Origin of the sequence: Escherichia sp. MOD1-EC6475 (genome assembly GCF_003046645.1) — a bacterium.
GTDB lineage: Bacteria > Pseudomonadota > Gammaproteobacteria > Enterobacterales > Enterobacteriaceae > Escherichia > Escherichia ruysiae.
Genome location: NZ_PZKQ01000022.1, coordinates 148098 through 171530, shown reverse-complemented (window position 1 = coordinate 171530; position 23433 = coordinate 148098). Strand labels below are relative to the sequence as shown.

Genomic DNA, 23433 nt, shown 5'->3' with positions numbered 1-23433 from the left:
AGCCGCCCCGAAGGACGGCTCTGTTTATTTCACGCAGCGGGTGCACTGCGTGAGCTGTATCTGCTGGAAGAAGTCATTTCCTTTATCATCCACAAGAATAAACGCCGGGAAATCTTCCACTTCGATTTTCCAGATAGCTTCCATTCCCAGTTCAGGATACTCAACACATTCCAGACTCTTAATACTACCCTGCGCCAGCACTGCCGCCGGGCCGCCAATACTACCGAGGTAGAAGCCACCGTGTTTTTTACAGGCATCCGTCACCTGCTGGCTGCGGTTGCCTTTCGCCAGCATGATCATACTTCCGCCCTGCGCTTGCAGTTGATCGACATAAGAATCCATCCGTCCGGCGGTTGTTGGACCAAGAGAACCGGAGGCATAACCTTCCGGCGTTTTTGCCGGCCCCGCGTAGTAAATCGGGTGATCTTTGATGTATTGCGGTAGCCCTTCGCCGTTGTCCATGCGCTCTTTCAGTTTGGCATGGGCGATATCACGACCGACGATGATAGTACCGTTAAGCGACAATCGCGTAGAAACAGGATATTGCGACAACTGAGCAAGGATCTCTTTCATCGGACGATTAAGGTCTACGCGCACCGCCTCGCCTTCTCCCGCTTTACGCAATTCTTCAGGGATATATTTGCCTGGGTTATGTTCCAGTTTTTCGATCCAGATCCCCTGACGGTTGATCTTCGCTTTAATATTACGGTCAGCGGAACAGGAAACGCCCATACCAACCGGGCAGGATGCGCCATGACGCGGCAGGCGAATCACGCGGATATCGTGAGCGAAGTATTTACCACCAAACTGCGCCCCCAGACCAAGATTTTGCGCTTCGATCAGCAATTCTTTTTCCAGCTCCACATCGCGGAAAGCCTGACCGTGCTCATTCCCTTCCGTTGGCAGTTCGTCATAGTATTTAGCGGAAGCCAGTTTTACCGTTTTAAGGTTAGTTTCCGCAGAAGTTCCGCCAATAACGAACGCAATGTGATACGGAGGACAGGCCGCCGTCCCCAGCGTACGCATTTTCTCAACCAGATAATTTTTCAGTTTCCCCGGCGTCAGTAACGCTTTGGTTTCCTGATAAAGATACGTTTTGTTTGCCGAACCGCCACCTTTGGCAATACAGAGGAATTTGTACTCGTCGCCATCAACGGCATAAAGATCGATCTGCGCTGGCAGGTTGGTGCCGGTATTCACCTCTTTATACATGTCCAGCGGCGCGTTTTGCGAGTAGCGCAAATTATCTTCGATATAGGTGTTATAGACACCGCGCGCCAAAGCCGCTTCGTCGCCACCACCTGTCCATACGCGCTGCCCTTTTTTACCAACGATAATCGCGGTGCCGGTATCCTGACAGGTTGGCAGAACGCCTTTTGCCGCGATATCGGAGTTTCGCAGGAATTGCAGCGCCACATATTTATCGTTTTCGCTGGCTTCCGGGTCACGCAGAATGTCGGCCACCTGTTGTTGGTGAGCCGGACGCAGCATAAATGACGCATCATGAAACGCCTGACGCGCCAGCAGAGTTAACGCTTCTGGCGCGACTTTCAAAATCTCCTGCCCTTCAAATTCAGATACGCTAACGTGTTCGCTGGTCAGCAGGTAATACTCGGTATCATCTTTTTTGAGTGGGAAAGGAGCCTGATAATGAAAGGGTTTGTTTGACATTGTTCTCTCACTTACTGCCTGGTTTGGTTATGCTCTGGGCGGGTGTTCCGTTGCCCTGTTAAAAGCGAGTAACAATATCCTACACACTTTTTTAACAAAAACTGAGACTAGTACGACTTTTTGCGGCTCCAGGTTACTTCCCGTAGGATTCTTGCTTTAATAGCGGGATTAATTTCCACATTTAAACAGGGATTGATCATGCAAAAACTCATTAACTCAGTGCAAAACTATGCCTGGGGCAGCAAAACGGCGTTGACTGAACTTTATGGTATGGAAAATCCGTCCAGCCAGCCGATGGCCGAGCTGTGGATGGGGGCACATCCGAAAAGCAGTTCCCGTGTGTACAATGCCGCAGGAGATATCGTTTCACTGCGTGATGTGATTGAGAGTGATAAATCGACTCTGCTTGGAGAGGCCGTTGCCAGACGCTTTGGCGAACTGCCTTTCCTGTTCAAAGTATTATGCGCAGCCCAGCCGCTCTCCATTCAGGTTCATCCAAACAAACGCAATTCTGAAATCGGTTTTGCCAAAGAAAATGCCGCAGGTATTCCGATGGATGCCGCCGAGCGTAACTATAAAGATCCTAACCACAAGCCGGAGCTGGTTTTTGCGCTGACGCCTTTCCTTGCGATGAACGCGTTTCGAGAGTTTTCCGAGATTGTCTCCCTACTCCAGCCGGTCGCAGGTGCACATCCGGCGATTGCTCACTTTTTACAACAGCCTGATGCCGAACGTTTAAGCGAACTGTTCGCCAGCCTGTTAAATATGCAGGGTGAAGAGAAATCCCGCGCGCTGGCGATTTTAAAATCGGCGCTCGACAGCCAACAGGGCGAACCGTGGCAAACGATTCGTTTAATTTCTGAATTTTACCCGGATGACAGCGGTCTGTTCTCCCCGCTGTTGCTGAATGTGGTGAAACTGAACCCTGGCGAAGCGATGTTCCTGTTCGCTGAAACACCACATGCCTACCTGCAAGGCGTGGCGCTGGAAGTGATGGCGAACTCCGATAACGTGCTGCGTGCGGGTCTGACGCCTAAATACATTGATATTCCTGAGCTGGTTGCCAACGTGAAGTTCGAAGCCAAACCAGCTAACCAGTTGTTGACCCAGCCGGTGAAGCAAGGTGCAGAACTGGACTTCCCGATTCCGGTGGATGATTTTGCCTTCTCGCTGCATGACCTTAGCGATAAAGAAACCACCATCAGCCAGCAAAGTGCCGCCATTTTGTTCTGCGTTGAAGGCGAAGCAACTCTGTGTAAAGGTTCTCAACAGTTACAGCTTAAACCGGGTGAGTCAGCGTTTATTGCCGCCAACGAGACACCGGTGACAGTGAAAGGCCACGGACGTTTAGCCCGTGTTTACAACAAGCTGTAAGAGCTTACTGAAAAAATTAACATCTCTTGCTAAGCTTATTAAAGGCTTATAACACTTCAGGCGGCCAGTCCGCCTGATTTCATTTTATGGATAATCACTATGAATAAATCGCTGGTAGCGGTAGGCGTCATTGTTGCGCTCGGCGTAGTCTGGACAGGCGGCGCATGGTACACAGGCAAGAAAATAGAAACCCATCTCGAGGACATGGTCGCGCAGGCGAATGCGCAACTTAAGCTGACGGCTCCTGAATCCAACCTGGAAGTGAGTTATCAAAACTATCATCGCGGCGTGTTCAGCAGCCAGTTACAACTGGTGGTGAAACCCGTTGCCGGGAAAGAAAATCCGTGGATTAAAAGTGGTCAGAGCGTCATCTTCAACGAATCTGTTGATCATGGTCCCTTTCCCTTGGCTCAGCTGAAAAAACTGAACCTGATCCCATCGATGGCGTCGATTCAAACCACGCTTGTCAACAACAATGTGAGCAAACCACTGTTTGATATGGCAAAAGGAGAAACACCTTTTGAGATTAACTCCCGCATTGGTTACAGCGGTGATTCCAGCTCAGATATCTCTCTCAAGCCACTGAATTACGAACAAAAAGATGAAAAAGTCGCCTTTAGCGGCGGCGAATTCCAGTTAAATGCAGACAGAGACGGCAAAGCTATCTCCCTTTCCGGGGAGGCGCAAAGCGGTCGGGTAGATGCGGTTAACGAATACAACCAGAAAGTACAGTTGACCTTTAATAATCTGAAAACCGACGGTTCCAGCACGCTGGCAAGTTTTGGTGAGCGCGTGGGCAACCAAAAACTGTCACTGGAAAAAATGACCATTTCGGTGGAAGGCAAAGAACTGGCACTGCTGGAAGGCATGGAGATCAGCGGTAAATCAGACCTGGTCAATGACGGTAAAACGATCAATAGCCAACTGGATTACTCGCTAAATAGCCTGAAGGTACAGAATCAGGATCTGGGCAGCGGCAAGCTGACTTTAAAAGTCGGTCAGATTGATGGCGAAGCCTGGCATCAGTTTAGCCAGCAATATAACGCGCAAACTCAGGCACTGCTGGCACAGCCAGAGATTGCCAACAATCCCGAACTTTATCAGGAGAAAGTGACAGAAGCCTTCTTTAGCGCCCTGCCACTGATGTTGAAAGGCGATCCGGTGATAACTGTCGCTCCGTTAAGCTGGAAAAACAGTCAGGGTGAAAGTGCGCTGAATCTGTCGCTGTTCCTGAAAGATCCGGCAACGACTAAAGAAGCGCCGCAGACACTGGCTCAGGAAGTTGATCGCTCGGTTAAGTCTCTGGAGGCAAAACTGACCATTCCGGTTGATATGGCAACTGAGCTGATGACCCAGGTAGCGAAACTGGAAGGTTATCAGGAAGATCAAGCTAAAAAACTGGCAAAACAGCAAGTTGAAGGTGCATCAGCAATGGGTCAGATGTTCCGACTGACCACCTTGCAGGACAATACCATCACCACCAGCCTGCAATATGCTAACGGTCAGATCACGTTGAATGGCCAGAAAATGCCGCTGGAAGATTTTGTTGGTATGTTTGCAATGCCAGCATTAAACGTTCCGGCTGTACCAGCCATTCCGCAACAGTAATTCACTGCCAAAACGCCGGAGAGTTTTCTCTCCGGCGTTTTTTCTCACCTCAGCATAAAGTCATACTGAATACTCATTTTCACATCCCAGTAATTCAGGCGATCGCCCAGCGCACTGCCATCGCGCTTTTCCCGCCCTTTATCGGCGGCAAGAAAGAAATTCATCCCTTGTAGCGCCCCTTCGCTGACCCGATAGTTCATACCACCTAAGATGCCCGCACCTTCAATCCGCACGTCTCGTTTACTGGATTCATAACCACGGGTCACAATCGGCGCAAAAGTCAGCGTAAATTGCGGGGTTAGACGATAGTTGACGCCCAATTGCCAGGACTGCATTCCTTCACGGTTACGATCTAGACTTAATGAAAAAGGATAGCCAATGTCAGTGTCCACCACGGCGCCATTCATCGCATGACGCAGATAACCACCACTACCAAATACACTTCCCCACGGCGTGCTCCAGGTCAATTGTCCACTAACCAACGTCGTTTCATTGGGCTGCCAGGTATTACGACTTAAGCCTTCGAGTTGCGCGTAAAAGCCGAGCAACTCTCCTTTCAGCGCATAATTCTGGTCGAGGGGTATGCTTTTCTCCAGAATACTTTGTATCTGGTTGGAAACATCTTTCTGTGTCGATGCGCCCAGAGAATAGCGACTGGTATCATCATGCCAACTGGCGGCTAAAAAAGAACGTGCGCGATGTTTATCGTATTTCCCCGTCTGGCTGTTATAAACCCCTTCATCACGAATACCGGTTGTTGAGTCGGTCCACAAAAATACTCTTGAGCGCCACATTCCCCACAGTTCGATATTAGGTGTTAAAGCCCAATAACCTAATACCCCTTCGGAAACAGTCGGTAATGTACGTTGCGAACTGCCAGCAATTAACGGAATACGATAAGGTAAGCTACCATAACTATAATCCGTCCCGAAGCGACCTAATTTAAGCAAACTATTTTCACTCGGTTTTATTTTTACCGCGCCAAGGGCAAAGCCAAAACTTTTATCGCCATCAAGATACCATCGGGTACTCATATCAGCGCGAGCACCTAATTTATAAACATAATATGCTCCACCTTCGACGCCAATAATATTAGAATAATAGCCACTATTAAAATCGAGTAATCCTCCCTGTACCCACGCGTAAATATCTCTTCCCGCACCAGCACTGGGCTTGTCGGCCCGGCGTAATTCATTTTTCAGTCTGATACGTAGCCCCGCTTCATCGTCAACCAGTTGCGCGGCGTAAGCAGAGGTAAGGCCAGAGGCAGCCGTCAGGCAAATAACGGCCATGGCCACTATTTTTCTCATAGTTGCACCTTTGATGTTCTGATTATTTTTATAGAATATTAATTAGTGATATCGCTGATTAATTGCTGCTGCATTTGTTTGCGATTATCAATTTCAACTACAATTTCTTTGAATTTTTTATCCGTGAGCGGATAAAACCAGATTATAGCGAATGCCAGTAGCATAAATCCGCAAGGGACTAAGGCAATTGATGTGCGTATCCCCATAATAACTTCCGGTGTTTGTGCCTGATTCGCAATATATCCGCTTAATCCCAAAATAAAGGCGGGAATTGATCCCCCTATTGCCTGGCCGCATTTGCGGGTAAATAAGAATAGCGAATAGGTAAGCCCTTCAATTCGCACGCCGGTCAGGTATTCACCGTATTCTACGGTATCAGCTTCCAGCGCCCACATCACGGTCATAGTAACGCCCTGACCAATTGAAGCGATGGCTAACGCGACCAACGCCACTGGCAGTGACCAGACGGAAACCCAGAAGAACAGAAAATAACCGCAGGTTCCCAACAGAGCGCCAATCAGGAAAGTATTCTTTTTACCAATCCTGGCGACCATCCCTGGCACCAGCGGTGCCGACGCCACTGTACCGACCAGGTTTTGCACCAGTACCAGCACAGTAAACAGACCGGTGTCATTCAGCACATAGCGAACATAGAACAACGACGATGCGCTGACCGCGAAGGTCGAAATCAGCACACACAGTGCACCGATGCACAACATAAACAGCGGACGATTCCGTTTCAGCGTTTGCAGACTGATCTTCAAGGACGGCTGCGCCACGATACGTACCACATTCTCACGCGTCGATTTGAAGCAGATGAAGTAAAGCACCATACCGGCAATTGCCAGTACAATCGTCCAGAAATGGTACACCGACACCATCTCCTCCGGGCTGGAGTTTTTAATGCTCGGTCCTATCAGAAAAGCCAGACAGACAAAGGTCAGCGAAGCGGCAATTCCTCGAGCCGCGCCCAGACGGGCGCGGGACTGCGGTTGTTGGGTCATCGCGGTAGCAAGTGAACCATAAGGAATATTCACCAGGCTGTAGCAAAGCCCGAGGCCCATGTAGGTCAAATATGCATACACTACTTTGCTGCTATGACTCCAGTCGGTCGGCACCCAGAATACCAGCACGCTGAAGATCATTAACGGCGCAGTACCGAAGAGTAAAAATGGGCGGAATTTTCCCCAGCGGGTATTTACACTGTCCACCACTCGTCCGGCAAAGACGTCGGCGAAAGCATCGAATACCCGAACCAGTAACAGCATGGTGCCCGCCGCAGCGGCACCGACGCCAGCGACGTCGGTGTAGTAACTCAACAGGAAGAGCGCCCCCATTGCGAAGGCGAAGTTATTGGCGACGTCACCGAGGCTGTAGCCGACGATGGTGCGCCAGGAGAGTTGTTGATTCATTGTTTGCCTCCCTGCTGCGGTTTTTCACCGAAGTTCATGCCAGTCCAGCGTTTTTGCAGCAAGAAAGCCGCCGACTTCGGTTTGCGGTCGCGGGTGAAGATCCCTTTCTTGTTACCGCCAACGCGCAAAATGCCCTGCGAGGTTGCAAAATCGGCGAAATTCCATACCTGTTCACCGACGACGGCGCTGACGCGATCAAAGACGCGGTGATACATATCCAGCCATGCACACTGATACTCTTCACTCCACATGTCGGTGTACATCGAGTGCAGACCGGCTAACGTATCCACGCCGTATTCGGTGATGATAATCGGCTGATGCAGTTTCTCCTGCCAGGCCAGAAGTTCTTTTTCCAGTACCTTCTCCGCCGTTTCCAAATCGCCGCTTTGTACATACCAACCGTAATAACGGTTAAGACACAGCACATCGAAGAGATCGCTGATGGTATCGGTGTGAGCGTCGCAGAACATTACATTGACGCAGGTGATCGGTCGCGTCGGGTCGAGTTTACGCGTTGCTTCCGCCAGTGGCGCGAAATATTCCCGTGCACCTTGCGGACGGGTATCCGGTTCGTTGGCAATACTCCACATCACCACGCTTGGGTGGTTTTTGTCACGCGCAATCAGCTCTTTAATCGCCTGTAAGTGCGCCTGCTGAGTTTCCCCGTTGACTGCCTCTTCGCTGTAGAGTTCTTTCGGCTTGTTGCCCGCTTCGAAACCAATGCCTAAAGAGAGGTTAAAGCCGACAGCTGCAGTTTCATCAATCACCACGATGCCATGTTCATCTGCCCAGTCGAGCATCTCTTCAGCGTAAGGGTAATGCGAGGTACGGTAGGAGTTAGCCCCAATCCAGTCCATTAATGCGTGATCGTGCACCATCAGCACGTTATCGAACCCTTTGCCGCGTAAATCTGCATCTTCATGGCGACCAAAACCAGTGAAGTAGAACGGTTTGTGGTTGATCAGGAACTGTTCGCCACTCACTGCCACTGACCGGATACCAACGCGCAGCGGGTAGATATCACACTCTGTCTGGCTTTTGGCTGTGACGCACAGTTCATAGAGATAACCTTCACCCGGTTGCCAGAGGTGCGGATTCACCACTTGCAAAGTCCCGCTGGTGCCTTGTCCAGTTGCAACCACCTGTTGATCCGCATCACGCAGTTCAACGCTGACATCACCATTGGCCACCACCTGCCAGTCAATAGACGCGTGGTTACAGTCTTGCGCTACATGCGTCACCACGGTGATATCGTCTACCCAGGTGTTCGGCGTGGTGTAGAGCATTACGCTGCGATGGATCCCGGCGTAGTTAAAGAAATCATGGAAGTAAGACTGCTTTTTCTTACCGTTTTCGTCGGTAATCACCATTCCCGGCGGGATAGTCTGCCAGTTCAGTTCGTTGTTCACACAAACGGTGATACGTACACTTTTCCCGGCAATAACATATGGCGTGACATCGGCCTCAAACGGCGTATATCCCCCCTGATGCTCCATCACTTCCTGATTGTTTACCCACACTTTGCCGTAATGAGTAACCGCATCGAAACGCAGCACGATACGCTGGCCCGCCCAACCTTTCGGTATAAAGACTTCGCACTGATACCAGACGTTACCCACATAATTACGAATATCCGCATCGGCAAACTGATCGTTAAAACTGCCCGGCACAGCAATTGCCCGGCTCTCTTGTAACGCGCTTTCCCACCAACGCTGATCAATTCCACAGTTTTCGCGATCCAGACTGAATGCCCACAGGCCGTCGAGTTTTTTGATTTCACGGGTTGGGGTTTCTACAGGACGTAACATAAGGGACTCCTCATTAAGATAAAAATACTGGTCAACCTTTAATCCGATTAGTTAACCAATTTTGTGATGTACACAGTTATCTGTGAGAAACCCATGGAAGAGAAATGGAAATAAAAAGAACTGACACCGCGATCAAAAAACCAAAAACTGCAATACCCACAGCGTGATACGGATCGCATTAATCTTTAAAACAGCGTTGACAGAAGCCACAAAATAAGCAATCGAACGTTCATTCGAATAGATTTTAAATGATAAATTTACGTGTCATATGGCCACTGTGTATGTGTTAACGGTGGTTTTGTGACGAAACGGAAAGAGTTTCTATGCAGGATTAAGCAGGCCAGTCTTCACCGACCCGCGAAAAGACAGAATCAGGATGCGGTTAAAATACCGCCAATCATCGCGCGTAATCCCCGGGCGAATGACGCTTCACACGCCAGGTCTTCGGCTTCGATATCGGCCAGTACGCCATAGGTCAAATCCAGCAGTAAACGAGAGGTCATTGCCGTGTTGATGTCAGGGTTTATCTCACCTTTTTGCTGGGCATCGCGCATACGCTGGGCGATAAACTCCGTAATCGTCAGATGCTTATTCTTTAGCATGGCGGCGACCTGTGGATTGCGCATCCCTTCTGCCATAATTTCGACCACCAGCGCCCTTTGTCCAAAGGCTTCATGAGTGAGAGACACTATCGACTCGACTATATAGTCAACGAAATGAATCCCTTCGATAGGTTCGCGGAAGCGGATCACCGCCCTCTCCTGATCCTGAAGGATAATCGCCTGAATCAGGGCTTCTTTAGAAATGAAATGGTGATAGAGCGTTCCTGGGCTTATGCCGCAAGATTTACAGATGGCTTTCATCGAGGCACTGTGAAATCCATTTTCTGAAAAAATCTCTCTGGCAGCATTGAGGATCCGGGTCCGTGTCGGTTGTGCTTCAGTCTGCATGTTATCCATCGTTAAACCATTATAGTTAGCGTGAATAAGTAGTTTACCGCTTTGCCAGGCAAGCACCTAACATTGCAGGTCAAATGTGCGAAGCCCCCCCGCATTCGAGTATTATTCACACGACAATTGGTCAACCAGCAATCGAAATATGGCAACCAGTAGCGAGATGGATACATTTTCTGATAACCCATCAGCACCGGAAAACAACGCTGAGTTGCGTTGTTTTCCGGGTTATTCGAATTAATTGAGTTCCTGTACCCCACCGCCGGAGACAGTGAGAATTTGTCCGCTTATCCAGCTGGCGGCGGGTGAACACAAGAACAACGCCGCATTAGCAATATCTTGCGGTTGGCCCAGACGTCTGATTGGCGTGTGTTGCAACATTTTTTGTTCGATTTCTGGTGTAATAACGGATTTGAGGGCATCCGTTAATATTGCTCCTGGCGCAATACCATTCACCCGAATATTTTTTTCACCCAGGTCAAACGCCATATTCCTGACCAGATGACTGGCCGCAGCTTTAGAGGACGCATACGAGGTCATGTTTTTATTTTTATTTTCTGCCGCCATGGAAGTGATAGTCAGAATAACGCCACCGCCATTTTTTTCCATTTCTGGCGCAATGAGTTGTGAAAGATGGAAAAAAGAAAAGACATTCAGTTCATAAGCGCGGCGAAAATCCGCCATTGGCATATCAAATGGCTTAGGACCACCGCCACCAGCGTTGTTAACCAGAATATCAACTTTACCCAACTTACTGATGGCAAAGTCTGCCAGAGCGGATAATTCCTGTTCGGACGTAATATCACAGCGCCACGCAAATGCCTGCCCCCCCAGTTGTTGAATCTCATCAACAACATGATTTGCTGCATCGGCGTTAATATCACTGACCACTACAGATGCACCTGCTGTCGCGAATGTAATGGCGATTTCTTTACCAATACCTGCACCCGCACCGGTGATAATGGCGCATTTTCCGTCGAGTCTCAGGTTGTCAGAATTAAACACATAAACCTCCTGTGAACTTCAGTAAAAATAAAAGGCACCGCCTGTGTGCCACATTTTTTATCATTAACCTTGAGGAAAGGACACTACCAGGTATAGCAGATAAAGAGAGGATTATTTCGCCGCAATGAGCCGGGCGGGGATAATTAGATTACGTGAATGCGTCTCTTCATGAGTGATTTTTTGCATCATGCGATCTGCAAGTGTTGTACCAAGTTCCCGCGCGGGTGTACTTGCCCAGGTAACGGGTATGTCATCAAGTGTGGTTTGCGTCGCATCGGTAAATGCCGCCAGCGAAACCTGTTGCTCAAAGTAACGATCGACTCCGCTCTCCCCGCTTTGCCGCCCTGCTTTCAGCAAACCAAACCATGCCCCCATCGCAATAGTTTCGTTATAGCAAACCACGGCACTGATAGTCGGGTTACGGCGCAAAAGTGCCGTGATAGCTTCCGCAGCTTGCTTCTGGCTGGAAGCGCACTCCAGTACCCAATCGCTGTGAAACGGCAGGCCAAATTTTAATAATGTCGCACAGTATCCCCCCACCCGCTCCGCGCGGGTTAATGAAGAACTTTGCCCTCCCAGCCAGGCGATACGCTGATGTCCATTGCGAATGAGATGCTCCGTCAACAACTGTGCAGCCTGCATGTTGTCCGGGCGAACCGTATCGACATCATCAAGATAACTGGCACGGGAAGCGAAAATCACCGGGATACCTTTTTCTTCTGCCATCCGCCGCAGGCCATCGCTGCTTCCCGCCGCACCGGCAATCACTACACCATCGACGCCCTGGTTGAGCAACAGTGAGAACCGCTGTGCCAACTGCTCGCCGTCTTTACCGCCGTGAAGCAAAAAAACCATCCGCCCCTGCGCCTCCAGAGCTTCCGTCAATCCGGCCGTTAATTCAGCGTAAAATGACGTAGATAAATCACGCACGATCAAACCAATGACGCCGCTTTGCCCGCCGCGCAGTGCCGACGCCTGGCGATTGCGCACAAATCCCAGCTCTTCAATAGCTGCGTTAACCCGTTCCCCCGTAGCGGTAGATATCCGTCCTTTTCCGCTAAGTACCAGCGAAACGGTACTGACCGACACTCCCGCAGCCAGCGCAACATCATGAATGGTGATTTTTTTGGCGGTAGCCATACAGATGACCTACTCCCTGATTTTGTGACAGATAAAACGTTTTACCTTTAATTTATCTTATACCCGCTATTATCGTCGCGTAATGTGATTTATGCCTCACTAAAGTTTGATAAAACGTTTTATCTTCTCGCGCAATTTATTGAATCCAGACTGTTCTTAACAAGGAGTCGTTTTATGACGGCGAAAGCAGCACCGAAAGTCACGCTGTGGGAATTTTTCCAGCAGTTAGGCAAAACCTTTATGTTACCCGTCGCATTACTGTCGTTCTGCGGCATTATGTTAGGGATTGGTAGTTCCCTTAGTAGCCATGATGTCATCACCCTCATCCCGGCATTGGGTAACCCCGTGTTGCAGGCTATCTTTACCTGGATGAGTAAAATTGGCTCGTTCGCTTTTAGCTTTCTGCCGGTGATGTTCTGTATTGCGATCCCGCTAGGGCTGGCGCGCGAGAACAAAGGCGTAGCAGCGTTCGCTGGTTTCGTGGGTTATGCGGTAATGAACCTGGCGGTTAATTTCTGGTTGACCAATAAAGGCATTCTGCCAACCACCGATGCAGCCGTTCTGAAAGCCAATAACATCCAGAGCATTCTTGGGATCCAGTCGATCGACACCGGGATCCTCGGTGCGGTAATCGCCGGTATTATCGTCTGGATGCTGCATGAGCGTTTCCATAATATCCGTCTGCCGGATGCGCTGGCATTCTTCGGCGGTACGCGCTTCGTGCCAATTATCTCCTCGCTGGTGATGGGTCTTGTCGGTCTGGTGATTCCGTTAGTCTGGCCGATTTTTGCCATGGGTATTAGCGGCTTAGGTCATATGATCAACAGCGCGGGTGATTTCGGACCTATGCTGTTTGGTACGGGTGAACGTCTGCTGTTGCCGTTTGGTCTGCATCACATTCTGGTGGCATTAATTCGCTTTACCGACGCGGGCGGCACGCAGGAAGTCTGTGGACAAACCGTAAGCGGCGCACTCACCATCTTCCAGGCGCAATTAAGCTGCCCGACCACTCACGGTTTCTCTGAAAGCGCCACGCGTTTCCTCTCCCAGGGTAAAATGCCTGCATTCCTCGGCGGTCTGCCAGGTGCTGCATTAGCCATGTATCACTGTGCTCGCCCGGAAAACCGTCATAAAATTAAAGGTCTGCTGATTTCTGGCCTGATCGCCTGTGTTATTGGCGGCACTACCGAACCGCTGGAGTTCCTGTTCCTGTTCGTAGCGCCAGTTCTGTACGTCATCCACGCGCTGTTAACCGGCCTCGGCTTCACCGTCATGTCTGTTCTCGGCGTCACCATCGGTAATACCGACGGCAATATCATCGACTTTGTGGTGTTCGGTATTTTGCATGGCCTGTCGACTAAGTGGTACATGGTGCCAGTGGTGGCGGCAATCTGGTTTGTCGTTTACTACGTCATCTTCCGTTTCGCTATCACCCGCTTCAATCTGAAAACCCCGGGGCGCGACAGTGAAGTTGCCAGCTCAATCGAAAAAGCCGTTGCTGGTGCGCCGGGTAAATCAGGTTACAACGTTCCGGCAATTCTCGAAGCCTTAGGCGGTGCCGACAATATTGTCAGCCTGGATAACTGCATTACCCGCCTGCGTTTGTCAGTGAAAGATATGTCGCTTGTTAATGTGCAGGCGCTAAAGGACAATCGGGCAATTGGCGTAGTACAACTTAATCAACATAACCTGCAGGTTGTTATCGGGCCGCAAGTTCAGTCTGTAAAAGACGAAATGGCTGGTCTGATGCGTACTGTTCAGGCATAAGGATAAAATATGTTCGATTTTTCAAAGGTCGTGGATCGTCATGGAACATGGTGTACACAGTGGGACTATGTCGCTGACCGTTTCGGCACTGCTGACCTGTTACCGTTCACGATTTCAGACATGGATTTTGCCACCGCCCCCTGCATTATCGGGGCGCTTAATCAACGCCTGATGCACGGTGTATTTGGCTACAGCCGCTGGAAAAACGATGAGTTTCTCGCGGCTATTGCCCACTGGTTCTCCACCCAGCATAACACCGCCATTGATACGCAGTCGGTGGTTTATGGTCCTTCTGTTATCTATATGGTGTCGGAATTGATTCGCCAGTGGTCTGCTGTCGGTGAAGGTGTAGTGATCCATACCCCAGCTTACGACGCATTTTACAAAGCCATCGAAGGTAATCAGCGCACCGTGATGCCCGTTGCTTTAGAGAAACGGGCAGACGGCTGGTTTTGCGATATGACCAAACTGGAAGCGGTGTTGGCAAAACCGGAGTGTAAAATTATGCTCCTGTGTAGCCCGCAGAACCCCACCGGTAAGGTCTGGAGTTGTGACGAACTGGAGATAATGGCAGACCTGTGCGAGCGGCATGATGTGCGCGTTATCTCCGATGAAATCCATATGGATATGGTATGGGGCGAGCAACCGCATATTCCCTGGAGTAACGTGGCGCGCGGAAACTGGGCGCTGCTGACCTCAGGCTCAAAAAGCTTCAACATACCCGCTCTGACCGGAGCCTACGGCATCATTGAAAATAGCGATAGTCGCGAGGCGTATTTATCGGCACTGAAAGGTCGTGATGGATTGTCCTCACCAGCCGTACTGGCGCTTACCACCCATATTGCCGCCTATCAACAAGGCGCGCCGTGGCTGGATGCCTTACGTGTCTATCTGAAAGACAATCTGACATATATCGCAAATACGATGAATGCAGCGTTCCCGGAACTCAACTGGCAGATCCCACAATCCACTTATCTTGCCTGGATTGATCTACGTCCGTTAAATATAGACGACAACGCATTGCAAAAAGCCCTGATTAAGCAAGAAAAAGTAGCGATCATGCCGGGATATACCTACGGTGAAGAGGGTCGTGGCTTTGTTCGTCTCAATGCAGGATGCCCGCGTTCAAAACTGGAAAAAGGTGTTGCCGGTTTGATTAACGCCATCCGAACTGTACGTTGATTACGATTGCGCAACGTAAATAATCGTTGCGCAATCGTAGATTTTCACCCGGTTTTGTTTTTATAATGGTGCGCACTTTTATATACAGAAAAAGAGTGCGACCATGATTGATACAACCCTGCCATTAACCGATATCCATCGCCACCTTGATGGCAACATTCGTCCCCAGACCATTCTTGAACTTGGCCGCCAGTATAATATCTCGCTTCCTGCACAGTCCCTGGAAACGTTGATCCCTCACGTTCAGGTCATCGCCAACGAACCCGATCTGGTTAGCTTTCTGACCAAACTTGACTGGGGCGTTAAAGTTCTTGCCACGCTCGACGCCTGCCGTCGCGTGGCGTTTGAAAATATAGAAGATGCCGCCCGTAATGGCCTGCACTATGTTGAACTGCGTTTTTCGCCGGGTTACATGGCGATGGCGCATCAGCTGCCTGTCGCTGGCGTCGTCGAAGCAGTCATTGATGGCGTACGTGAAGGCTGCCGCACCTTTGGCGTGCAGGCGAAACTTATCGGTATTATGAGCCGAACCTTTGGCGAAGCCGCCTGTCAGCAAGAGCTGGAAGCATTTTTGGCTCACCGCGATCAGATTACCGCACTGGATTTAGCCGGTGATGAGCTTGGTTTCCCGGGGAGTCTGTTCCTTTCTCACTTCAATCGCGCGCGTGATGCAGGCTGGCATATTACTGTCCATGCAGGCGAAGCCGCCGGGCCAGAAAGCATCTGGCAGGCTATTCGTGAACTGGGGGCGCAGCGTATTGGACATGGCGTAAAAGCCATTGAAGATCGGGCGCTGATGGATTTCCTCGCTGAACAGCAAATTGGTATTGAATCTTGTCTGACCTCAAATGTTCAGACCAGCACCGTAGCGTCTCTGGCGGCACATCCGCTGAAAACGTTCCTTGAGCATGGTATTTGTGCCAGCATTAACACTGACGATCCAGGCGTACAGGGTGTGGATATCATTCACGAATATACCGTTGCCGCGCCAGCTGCTGGGTTATCCCGCGAGCAAATCCGCCAGGCGCAGATTAATGGTCTGGAAATGGCTTTCCTCAGCGCAGAGGAAAAACGCGCACTGAAAGAAAAAGTAGCAGCGAAATAAGAACATGCCTGATAAGACACGTAAGCGTCGTATCAGGCATTAAACTCATCAAGAATGTCTACATTATTTACGCCAGACACAGCGTCGCGCGATGTTTGGCGGATTCAATGCCCAGCTCAATCAGCTCCATCACCTGGATTGCCTGACTTGCCGGAACCGGATTTTCTCCATCGCCATTCAACGCATCACGAATAGCAGCATAGTAAGCCGGATAATTTCCCGGCACCGTGAGCAGTGTTTCTTCGACACGTTCTTCACCTTCAACGCGGGTAAGTACGCCGTCACGCATATCGTAGCCCCAATCCTCTTGTGGCAGACGCTCGCCATTTTTCAAGCGTTCTTCCTGTGGATCGAGGCCATATTTAATATAGCTGCCGCGAGAGCCATGAACGATATAACGCGCCGACTCTGCCGCCGCCAGCATAGTGCCGTGTAAAATAACCCGCCGCTGTGGATAGGACAAAATGGCGTGGAAATAATCGGTCGACTGCGCTCCTGGGCGTAACTGTGCTAAATCCACGGTCATGCTGACAGGTAAGCCAAACAACGTAATGGCCTGATCGAGCAGATGCGGTGCCAGATCGTACCAGATACCGCTGCCAGGACCGCCCTGTTCACGCCAGCGATCGCGTACCTGCGGACGGAAACGATCAAAATGTGACTCAAAGTAAGCAACCTCACCCAGCACACCTTCCGCAAGTAATCCTTTCAGCGTCAGAAAATCGCTGTCCCAGCGACGGTTATGAAACACGGACAACACGCGTCCAAGGCTTTTTGCCAGCGCATCCAGCTCCCGCGCTTGTGACAGTGTCACGGTAAAGGGCTTATCAACGACTACGTGTTTACCCGCTTCCAGCGCCGCTTTCGCTAACGGAAAATGAGTATCGTTGGGCGTAGGAATGACAATCAGATCAATATTGGGATCATTAAAGAGATGCTTCGGTTCAGAGACAACCGTAACCGTTGGCCAGTCGGCCTTTACTTTTGTTTCGTCACTGCTGGAGATAACTGCCAGCTCCAGCCCGGGCGTGCCCGCAATCAGGGGCGCATGGAAGGTTTTACTCGCATAACCGTACCCAATCAACCCAACACGGATGTTGTCGCTCATGTCATTGCCTCTCATTGAAGTATGATTGCTATTTGACACTATCCTTTACCCTCTCTCAACAGTTTAATAACCTGCTTGCAATAAGGGATGTTATTTAACTTAAGTCAAAAAAATAGCTAATTTTCCGAAGGAAAAAGATAAATATCGCAAAAACATCGGTAAAAATCTTGCTGGAGCAATTATTGCTAAGTAACATTTACGGCCTTAGTTAATGGATCAATCAACATAGATGTGGGCAGTAATGAATCGTCTTATTGAATTAACAGGTTGGATCGTTCTTGTTGTTTCAGTCATTCTTCTTGGCGTGGCGAGTCACATTGACAACTACCAGCCGCCAGAACAGAGTACCCAGGTGCAACACAAGTAATCTCTGCGTTTGCAAGGCAACATGCAGCCATCCGGGTGCATGTTTTAACTTGACAGGTATTTAAACCAGGAATTTATTATCTTGCTCGATGGAGTTGACGATTGTCAGGAATAGTAAAGCGCGTTACTCTTTTATTAGCAGTATTTCATCCCTGAATATTTGCCATCAGCACATTCTTATTATTGTTATTGCAAAAGCGTTCACCGCTGGTGAAATTTTATCATAACATATAATGCCTACCACTTTGGTATTAGTTATTTTATGGATCTTTTATGACTGCTCAGGAATACTTATTAAAGTTTCGTAAAATCAATTCTCTCGAAAGTCTGGAAAAACTCTACGACCACCTTAATTACACCCTGACGGACGATCAGGATATTATCAATATGTATCGCGCAGCCGATCACCGCCGTGCTGAACTGGTCTCTGGCGGTCGATTGTTTGACCTTGGCCAGGTTCCAAAGTCCGTCTGGCACTATGTTCAATAAAGAAAGTAGCGATCGGTTATAAAAGCCTTATAATAACGCCCCTAAAATTAGATTTGCCTGTTTGCTGTCGCTATTCTGGAGAACGTATGACCACCACAACGCCACAACGTATTGGAGGCTGGTTGCTTGGCCCGTTAGCCTGGCTGTTAGTCGCCCTATTGAGTACGACGCTGGCGTTGTTGCTGTACTGTGCAGCGTTATCCTCTCCTCAAACATTTAAAACGCTCGGGGAACAAACACTAACGACGCAAATCTTATGGGGCGTTTCGTTTATTACCGCCATTGCCATGTGGTATTACACCTTGTGGTTAACTATCGCATTCTTTAAACGTCGGCGTTGTGTTCCTAAACACTATATTATCTGGTTACTGATTTCCGTATTACTGGCGGTTAAAGCCTTCGCGTTTTCGCCAGTTGAAGATGGTGTCGCCGTTCGCCAGTTGCTGTTTACTTTGCTGGCAACCGCATTGATCGTCCCCTATTTCAAACGCTCGTCGCGGGTGAAAGCGACGTTTGTGAATCCGTAATAACCTTACAGTTAACCTGTTGTCGCCTGCTCTGGATTAACGGATAATAGGCGGCTTTTTTATTTCAGGCCGAAAAATGACTGACTACCTGTTACTGTTTGTCGGAACTGTACTGGTCAATAACTTTGTACTGGTCAAGTTTCTGGGGCTTTGCCCGTTTATGGGCGTTTCCAAAAAGCTGGAAACCGCAATGGGCATGGGGCTGGCAACAACATTTGTGATGACGCTGGCGTCTATTTGCGCCTGGCTTATCGACACGTGGATTTTGATCCCACTCGATCTGATTTACCTGCGCACCCTGGCCTTTATTCTGGTGATTGCCGTGGTCGTGCAGTTCACCGAGATGGTGGTACGTAAAACCAGCCCGGTGCTTTACCGACTGCTGGGGATTTTTCTCCCGCTTATCACCACCAACTGTGCGGTGCTCGGCGTGGCATTGCTGAATATCAATCTCGGACACAATTTCTTGCAGTCGGCACTGTACGGTTTTTCTGCTGCTGTCGGCTTCTCGCTGGTAATGGTGCTTTTCGCCGCCATTCGCGAACGCCTTGCTGTGGCTGATGTCCCGGCACCTTTTCGCGGTAATGCCATTGCTCTCATTACCGCAGGTCTTATGTCTCTGGCCTTTATGGGCTTTAGTGGTTTGGTGAAGTTGTAATGAATGCTATCTGGATTGCCGTTGCCGCCGTGAGCCTGCTGGGTCTGGCGTTTGGCGCCATTCTGGGTTATGCCTCCCGCCGTTTTGCGGTGGAAGACGATCCGGTCGTTGAGAAAATTGACGAAATCTTACCGCAGAGCCAGTGTGGGCAGTGCGGTTATCCTGGCTGTCGCCCGTATGCGGAAGCCATCAGCTGTAACGGTGAAAAAATCAACCGCTGCGCCCCTGGCGGCGAAGCTGTAATGCTAAAAATTGCCGAACTGCTTAATGTCGAGCCGCAGCCGCTGGATGGCGATGCGCAAGAGTTGACGCCTGCGCGGATGGTGGCGGTTATTGATGAAAATAACTGTATTGGCTGCACCAAGTGCATTCAGGCGTGTCCGGTAGACGCCATCGTTGGCGCTACCCGTGCCATGCATACGGTAATGAGTGATCTCTGTACGGGCTGCAATTTATGCGTTGACCCGTGCCCGACGCACTGCATCTCGTTGCAACCGGTCGCAGAAACGCCTGACTCCTGGAAATGGGATCTGAACACCATTCCCGTGCGCATTATTCCCGTGGAACACCATGCTTAAGTTATTCTCTGCATTCAAAAAAAATAAAATCTGGGATTTCAACGGCGGCATCCATCCACCGGAGATGAAAACTCAGTCCAACGGTACTCCCCTGCGCCAGGTTCCATTGGCGCAGCGTTTTGTCATGCCACTGAAACAGCATATTGGTGCCGAAGGTGAGCTGTGTGTTAACGTCGGCGATAAAGTATTGCGCGGTCAGCCGCTTACCCGTGGTCGCGGCAAAATGCTGCCGGTTCACGCGCCAACGTCTGGCACGGTTACGGCTATTGCACCCCACTCGACGGCTCATCCTTCAGCCTTAGCTGAATTAAGCGTGATTATTGATGCCGATGGTGAAGATTGCTGGTTCCCACGTGACGGCTGGGCTGATTACCGCTCACGCAGCCGGGAAGAATTAATTGAACGCATTCATCAGTTTGGCGTCGCCGGGCTGGGTGGTGCGGGCTTCCCGACAGGCGTTAAATTGCAGGGCGGCGGCGATAAAATCGAAACCTTGATTATTAACGCAGCCGAGTGCGAACCGTATATTACCGCTGATGACCGTCTGATGCAGGATTGCGCTGCTCAGGTCGTAGAAGGCATTCGCATTCTTGCGCATATCCTACAGCCGCGCGAAATCCTTATCGGTATTGAAGATAACAAACCTCAGGCGATCTCCATGCTTCGCGCGGTGCTGGCGGATTCTCACGATATTTCTCTGCGGGTGATTCCAACCAAATATCCTTCCGGCGGTGCCAAACAGTTAACGTACATCCTGACTGGGAAACAAGTGCCGCACGGCGGTCGCTCGTCGGATATCGGCGTGTTAATGCAAAACGTTGGTACGGCTTACGCAGTAAAACGCGCAGTAATCGATGGTGAACCGATTACCGAGCGCGTGGTGACGCTGACCGGCGAAGCGATTGCACGTCCGGGCAACGTCTGGGCGCGTCTGGGTACGCCGGTGCGTCATTTATTGAACGATGCCGGATTCTGCCCTTCTGCCGATCAAATGGTGATTATGGGCGGCCCGCTGATGGGCTTTACCTTACCGTGGCTGGATGTACCGGTAGTCAAAATCACCAACTGCCTATTAGCTCCGTCCGCCAGTGAACTGGGCGAACCACAGGAAGAACAAAGCTGCATCCGCTGTAGCGCCTGTGCCGATGCCTGCCCTGCGGATCTTTTGCCGCAGCAGTTGTACTGGTTCAGCAAAGGTCAACAGCACGACAAAGCCACCACGCATAACATTGCCGACTGCATTGAATGCGGTGCCTGCGCGTGGGTTTGCCCGAGTAATATTCCCCTGGTGCAATATTTCCGTCAGGAAAAAGCCGAGATTGCCGCCATTCGTCAGGAAGAGAAACGCGCCGCAGAAGCTAAAGCGCGTTTTGAAGCTCGTCAGGCACGTCTGGAACGCGAAAAAGCTGCGCGTCTTGAACGACATAAGAGCGCAGCAGTTCAACCGGCAGCCAAAGACAAAGATGCGATTGCTGCCGCACTGGCACGTGTGAAAGAAAAACAAGCTCAGGCCACGCAACCGATTGTGATTAAAGCGGGCGAACGCCCGGATAACAGCGCGATTATTGCGGCACGGGAAGCCCGTAAAGCACAAGCCAGAGCAAAACAGGCAGAATTGCAGCAAACTAACGACACCGCAAGCGTTGCTGATCCACGTAAAGCGGCAGTAGAGGCCGCAATTGCTCGAGCGAAAGCACGCAAGCTGGAACAACAACCTGCTAACGAGTCGCCGCAGGAACAGGTTGACCCGCGCAAGGCCGCCGTCGAAGCCGCTATCGCCCGCGCCAAAGCACGCAAGCTGGAGCAGCAGCAGGCTAACGCAGAACCAGAAGAACAGGTTGACCCGCGCAAAGCCGCCGTCGAAGCTGCTATCGCCCGCGCCAAAGCACGCAAACTGGAACAGCAGCAGGCAAACGCAGAACCAGAAGAACAGGTCGATCCGCGCAAGGCCGCCGTTGAAGCAGCTATCGCCCGCGCCAAAGCACGCAAACTGGAACAGCAGCAGGCAAACGCAGAACCAGAAGAACAGGTTGACCCACGCAAAGCCGCTGTTGAAGCTGCTATCGCCCGCGCCAAAGCACGCAAACTGGAACAGCAGCAGGCAAACGCAGAACCAGAAGAACAGGTTGACCCGCGCAAAGCCGCTGTTGAAGCTGCTATCGCCCGCGCCAAAGCACGCAAACTGGAACAGCAGCAGGCAAACGCAGAACCAGAAGAACAGGTTGACCCGCGCAAAGCGGCAGTTGCTGCGGCTATAGCCCGCGTTCAGGCCAAAAAAGCCGCCCAGCAAAAGGTTGTAAACGAGGACTAAATGGTATTCAGAATAGCTAGCTCCCCTTATACCCATAACCAGCGCCAGACATCGCGCATTATGTTGCTGGTACTGATCGCAGCCGTGCCCGGAATCGCTGCGCAACTTTGGTTTTTTGGCTGGGGTACTCTCGTTCAGATCCTCCTGGCGTCGGTCAGTGCACTGTTAGCCGAAGCTCTTGTGCTGAAACTGCGCAAACAGCCTGTTTCCACAACCTTGAAAGATAATTCGGCGCTTTTAACAGGGCTGTTACTCGCCGTAAGTATTCCGCCCCTCGCACCGTGGTGGATGGTCGTGCTGGGTACGGTGTTTGCGGTGATCATCGCTAAACAGTTATACGGCGGTCTGGGGCAAAACCCGTTTAACCCGGCGATGATTGGCTATGTGGTCTTACTGATCTCCTTCCCGGTGCAGATGACCAGCTGGCTGCCACCGCATGAAATTGCGGTCAACATTCCTGGCTTCATCGACGCCATACAGGTTATCTTCAGCGGTCATACTGCCAGCGGCGGTGATATGAACACGCTACGCTTAGGTATTGATGGCATTAGCCAGGCAACGCCACTGGATACGTTCAAAACTTCTGTCCGCGCCGGTCATTCGGTTGAGCAGATTATGCAGTATCCGATCTACAGCGGTATTCTGGCGGGTGCTGGCTGGCAATGGGTAAACCTCGCCTGGCTGGTTGGCGGCGTGTGGTTGCTATGGCAAAAAGCGATTCGCTGGCATATTCCGGTCAGCTTCTTAGTAACGCTGGCGTTATGCGCAACGTTGGGCTGGTTGTTTTCACCAGAAACACTGGCATCACCGCAAATTCATCTGCTTTCTGGCGCGACCATGCTCGGCGCATTCTTTATTCTGACCGATCCGGTGACCGCTTCTACGACCAATCGTGGTCGTCTGATTTTCGGTGCGCTGGCGGGCTTATTAGTCTGGTTGATCCGCAGTTTCGGCGGCTATCCTGACGGCGTGGCTTTTGCTGTCTTGCTGGCGAACATCACGGTTCCTCTGATCGATTACTACACGCGTCCGCGCGTCTACGGCCATCGCAAAGGATAAAC

Annotated in this window: 20 protein-coding genes; 12 read left to right on the top strand and 8 right to left on the bottom strand. The window is 50.6% G+C overall.

All coding sequences use genetic code 11. The features are described from left to right. Positions 1-24: 24 nt before the first annotated feature. A complete protein-coding gene (gene fumB, locus A7589_RS07340) occupies positions 25-1671 on the bottom strand; it encodes a class I fumarate hydratase (protein ID WP_000066639.1) in 1647 nt (548 codons plus the stop codon). Positions 1672-1869: 198 nt separating this feature from the next. On the opposite strand from fumB, the gene manA reads away from it, so the two are divergent. Then, the gene (gene manA, locus A7589_RS07335) at positions 1870-3045 is read left to right on the top strand and encodes a mannose-6-phosphate isomerase (RefSeq protein WP_105282738.1); all 1176 of its coding nucleotides are present in this window, start codon (positions 1870-1872) and stop codon (positions 3043-3045) included. Between the two features lie 99 nt (positions 3046-3144). Then, the gene (locus tag A7589_RS07330) at positions 3145-4653 is read left to right on the top strand and encodes a YdgA family protein (RefSeq protein ID WP_001043388.1); all 1509 of its coding nucleotides are present in this window, start codon (positions 3145-3147) and stop codon (positions 4651-4653) included. A gap of 44 nt (positions 4654-4697) precedes the next feature. Here A7589_RS07330 and uidC read toward each other — a convergent pair whose 3' ends face one another. The 6 genes from uidC to malI all read right to left on the bottom strand — a co-directional run bounded on the left by uidC (position 4698) and on the right by malI (position 12281). Next, positions 4698-5963 (bottom strand): glucuronide uptake porin UidC, encoded by a 1266-nt coding sequence (gene uidC / locus A7589_RS07325; protein ID WP_001227062.1) that lies wholly within the window; start codon positions 5961-5963, stop codon positions 4698-4700. Between the two features lie 38 nt (positions 5964-6001). After that, positions 6002-7375 carry a glucuronide transporter gene (gene uidB, locus A7589_RS07320; RefSeq protein ID WP_108188788.1) on the bottom strand — a complete coding sequence of 458 codons (1374 nt, stop codon included), beginning with the start codon at positions 7373-7375 and terminating at the stop codon, positions 6002-6004. Continuing rightward, positions 7372-9183 carry a beta-glucuronidase gene (uidA, locus tag A7589_RS07315; protein ID WP_000945890.1) on the bottom strand — a complete coding sequence of 604 codons (1812 nt, stop codon included), beginning with the start codon at positions 9181-9183 and terminating at the stop codon, positions 7372-7374. Before uidA ends, uidB begins: the two co-directional genes overlap by 4 nt. Positions 9184-9554: 371 nt before the next feature. Continuing rightward, a complete protein-coding gene (uidR, locus tag A7589_RS07310; RefSeq protein ID WP_108188791.1) occupies positions 9555-10142 on the bottom strand; it encodes a DNA-binding transcriptional regulator UidR in 588 nt (195 codons plus the stop codon). Between the two features lie 231 nt (positions 10143-10373). Continuing rightward, positions 10374-11141, bottom strand: a complete 768-nt coding sequence (gene hdhA / locus A7589_RS07305) for a 7-alpha-hydroxysteroid dehydrogenase (protein WP_000483368.1) — start codon at positions 11139-11141, stop codon at positions 10374-10376. 111 nt (positions 11142-11252) lie between these two features. Next, positions 11253-12281, bottom strand: a complete 1029-nt coding sequence (gene malI, locus A7589_RS07300) for a mal regulon transcriptional regulator MalI (protein ID WP_000179524.1) — start codon at positions 12279-12281, stop codon at positions 11253-11255. 174 nt (positions 12282-12455) lie between these two features. On the opposite strand from malI, the gene malX reads away from it, so the two are divergent. From malX to add, 3 genes are all read left to right on the top strand, one after another. Further along, positions 12456-14048 (top strand): PTS maltose transporter subunit IICB, encoded by a 1593-nt coding sequence (gene malX, locus A7589_RS07295; protein ID WP_000125484.1) that lies wholly within the window; start codon positions 12456-12458, stop codon positions 14046-14048. A gap of 9 nt (positions 14049-14057) precedes the next feature. Continuing rightward, a complete protein-coding gene (gene malY, locus A7589_RS07290; RefSeq protein WP_108188787.1) occupies positions 14058-15230 on the top strand; it encodes a bifunctional maltose regulon transcriptional repressor/cystathionine beta-lyase MalY in 1173 nt (390 codons plus the stop codon). Positions 15231-15333: 103 nt separating this feature from the next. Beyond that, positions 15334-16335, top strand: coding sequence for an adenosine deaminase (gene add, locus A7589_RS07285; RefSeq protein WP_000567525.1), 1002 nt, complete (start codon positions 15334-15336; stop codon positions 16333-16335). Positions 16336-16402: 67 nt separating this feature from the next. Here add and A7589_RS07280 read toward each other — a convergent pair whose 3' ends face one another. After that, entirely contained in the window at positions 16403-17443 is a 1041-nt protein-coding gene (locus A7589_RS07280; protein ID WP_001282509.1) for an oxidoreductase, read from the bottom strand. Between the two features lie 241 nt (positions 17444-17684). On the opposite strand from A7589_RS07280, the gene blr reads away from it, so the two are divergent. The 7 genes from blr to rsxD all read left to right on the top strand — a co-directional run bounded on the left by blr (position 17685) and on the right by rsxD (position 23431). Next, complete coding sequence (blr, locus tag A7589_RS07275) at positions 17685-17810, top strand: division septum protein Blr (RefSeq protein ID WP_032155957.1); 126 nt, start codon at positions 17685-17687, stop codon at positions 17808-17810. A 272-nt stretch (positions 17811-18082) separates the two neighbouring features. Then, the gene (ydgT, locus tag A7589_RS07265) at positions 18083-18298 is read left to right on the top strand and encodes a transcription modulator YdgT (RefSeq protein ID WP_000126621.1); all 216 of its coding nucleotides are present in this window, start codon (positions 18083-18085) and stop codon (positions 18296-18298) included. Between the two features lie 86 nt (positions 18299-18384). Continuing rightward, the gene (locus A7589_RS07260) at positions 18385-18825 is read left to right on the top strand and encodes a DUF2569 domain-containing protein (RefSeq protein ID WP_010352892.1); all 441 of its coding nucleotides are present in this window, start codon (positions 18385-18387) and stop codon (positions 18823-18825) included. Positions 18826-18901: 76 nt separating this feature from the next. Then, complete coding sequence (gene rsxA, locus A7589_RS07255; RefSeq protein WP_000133181.1) at positions 18902-19483, top strand: electron transport complex subunit RsxA; 582 nt, start codon at positions 18902-18904, stop codon at positions 19481-19483. Then, entirely contained in the window at positions 19483-20061 is a 579-nt protein-coding gene (gene rsxB, locus A7589_RS07250) for an electron transport complex subunit RsxB (protein WP_000991799.1), read from the top strand. Before rsxA ends, rsxB begins: the two co-directional genes overlap by 1 nt. Next, on the top strand, positions 20054-22372 hold the full coding sequence (rsxC, locus tag A7589_RS07245) for an electron transport complex subunit RsxC (protein ID WP_108188786.1): 2319 nt from the start codon (positions 20054-20056) through the stop codon (positions 22370-22372). Before rsxB ends, rsxC begins: the two co-directional genes overlap by 8 nt. Further along, complete coding sequence (rsxD, locus tag A7589_RS07240; RefSeq protein WP_000231898.1) at positions 22373-23431, top strand: electron transport complex subunit RsxD; 1059 nt, start codon at positions 22373-22375, stop codon at positions 23429-23431. The last annotated feature ends 2 nt before the right edge of the window (positions 23432-23433 follow it).

Coding starts and splice junctions, on each gene's coding strand:
- fumB (WP_000066639.1), bottom strand. CDS start 1,671: ATGTCAAACAAACCCTTTCATTATCAGGCTCCTTTCCCACTCAAAAAA.
- manA (WP_105282738.1), top strand. CDS start 1,870: ATGCAAAAACTCATTAACTCAGTGCAAAACTATGCCTGGGGCAGCAAA.
- A7589_RS07330 (WP_001043388.1), top strand. CDS start 3,145: ATGAATAAATCGCTGGTAGCGGTAGGCGTCATTGTTGCGCTCGGCGTA.
- uidC (WP_001227062.1), bottom strand. CDS start 5,963: ATGAGAAAAATAGTGGCCATGGCCGTTATTTGCCTGACGGCTGCCTCT.
- uidB (WP_108188788.1), bottom strand. CDS start 7,375: ATGAATCAACAACTCTCCTGGCGCACCATCGTCGGCTACAGCCTCGGT.
- uidA (WP_000945890.1), bottom strand. CDS start 9,183: ATGTTACGTCCTGTAGAAACCCCAACCCGTGAAATCAAAAAACTCGAC.
- uidR (WP_108188791.1), bottom strand. CDS start 10,142: ATGGATAACATGCAGACTGAAGCACAACCGACACGGACCCGGATCCTC.
- malI (WP_000179524.1), bottom strand. CDS start 12,281: ATGGCTACCGCCAAAAAAATCACCATTCATGATGTTGCGCTGGCTGCG.
- malX (WP_000125484.1), top strand. CDS start 12,456: ATGACGGCGAAAGCAGCACCGAAAGTCACGCTGTGGGAATTTTTCCAG.
- malY (WP_108188787.1), top strand. CDS start 14,058: ATGTTCGATTTTTCAAAGGTCGTGGATCGTCATGGAACATGGTGTACA.
- add (WP_000567525.1), top strand. CDS start 15,334: ATGATTGATACAACCCTGCCATTAACCGATATCCATCGCCACCTTGAT.
- A7589_RS07280 (WP_001282509.1), bottom strand. CDS start 17,443: ATGAGCGACAACATCCGTGTTGGGTTGATTGGGTACGGTTATGCGAGT.
- blr (WP_032155957.1), top strand. CDS start 17,685: ATGAATCGTCTTATTGAATTAACAGGTTGGATCGTTCTTGTTGTTTCA.
- ydgT (WP_000126621.1), top strand. CDS start 18,083: ATGACTGCTCAGGAATACTTATTAAAGTTTCGTAAAATCAATTCTCTC.
- A7589_RS07260 (WP_010352892.1), top strand. CDS start 18,385: ATGACCACCACAACGCCACAACGTATTGGAGGCTGGTTGCTTGGCCCG.
- rsxA (WP_000133181.1), top strand. CDS start 18,902: ATGACTGACTACCTGTTACTGTTTGTCGGAACTGTACTGGTCAATAAC.
- rsxB (WP_000991799.1), top strand. CDS start 19,483: ATGAATGCTATCTGGATTGCCGTTGCCGCCGTGAGCCTGCTGGGTCTG.
- rsxC (WP_108188786.1), top strand. CDS start 20,054: ATGCTTAAGTTATTCTCTGCATTCAAAAAAAATAAAATCTGGGATTTC.
- rsxD (WP_000231898.1), top strand. CDS start 22,373: ATGGTATTCAGAATAGCTAGCTCCCCTTATACCCATAACCAGCGCCAG.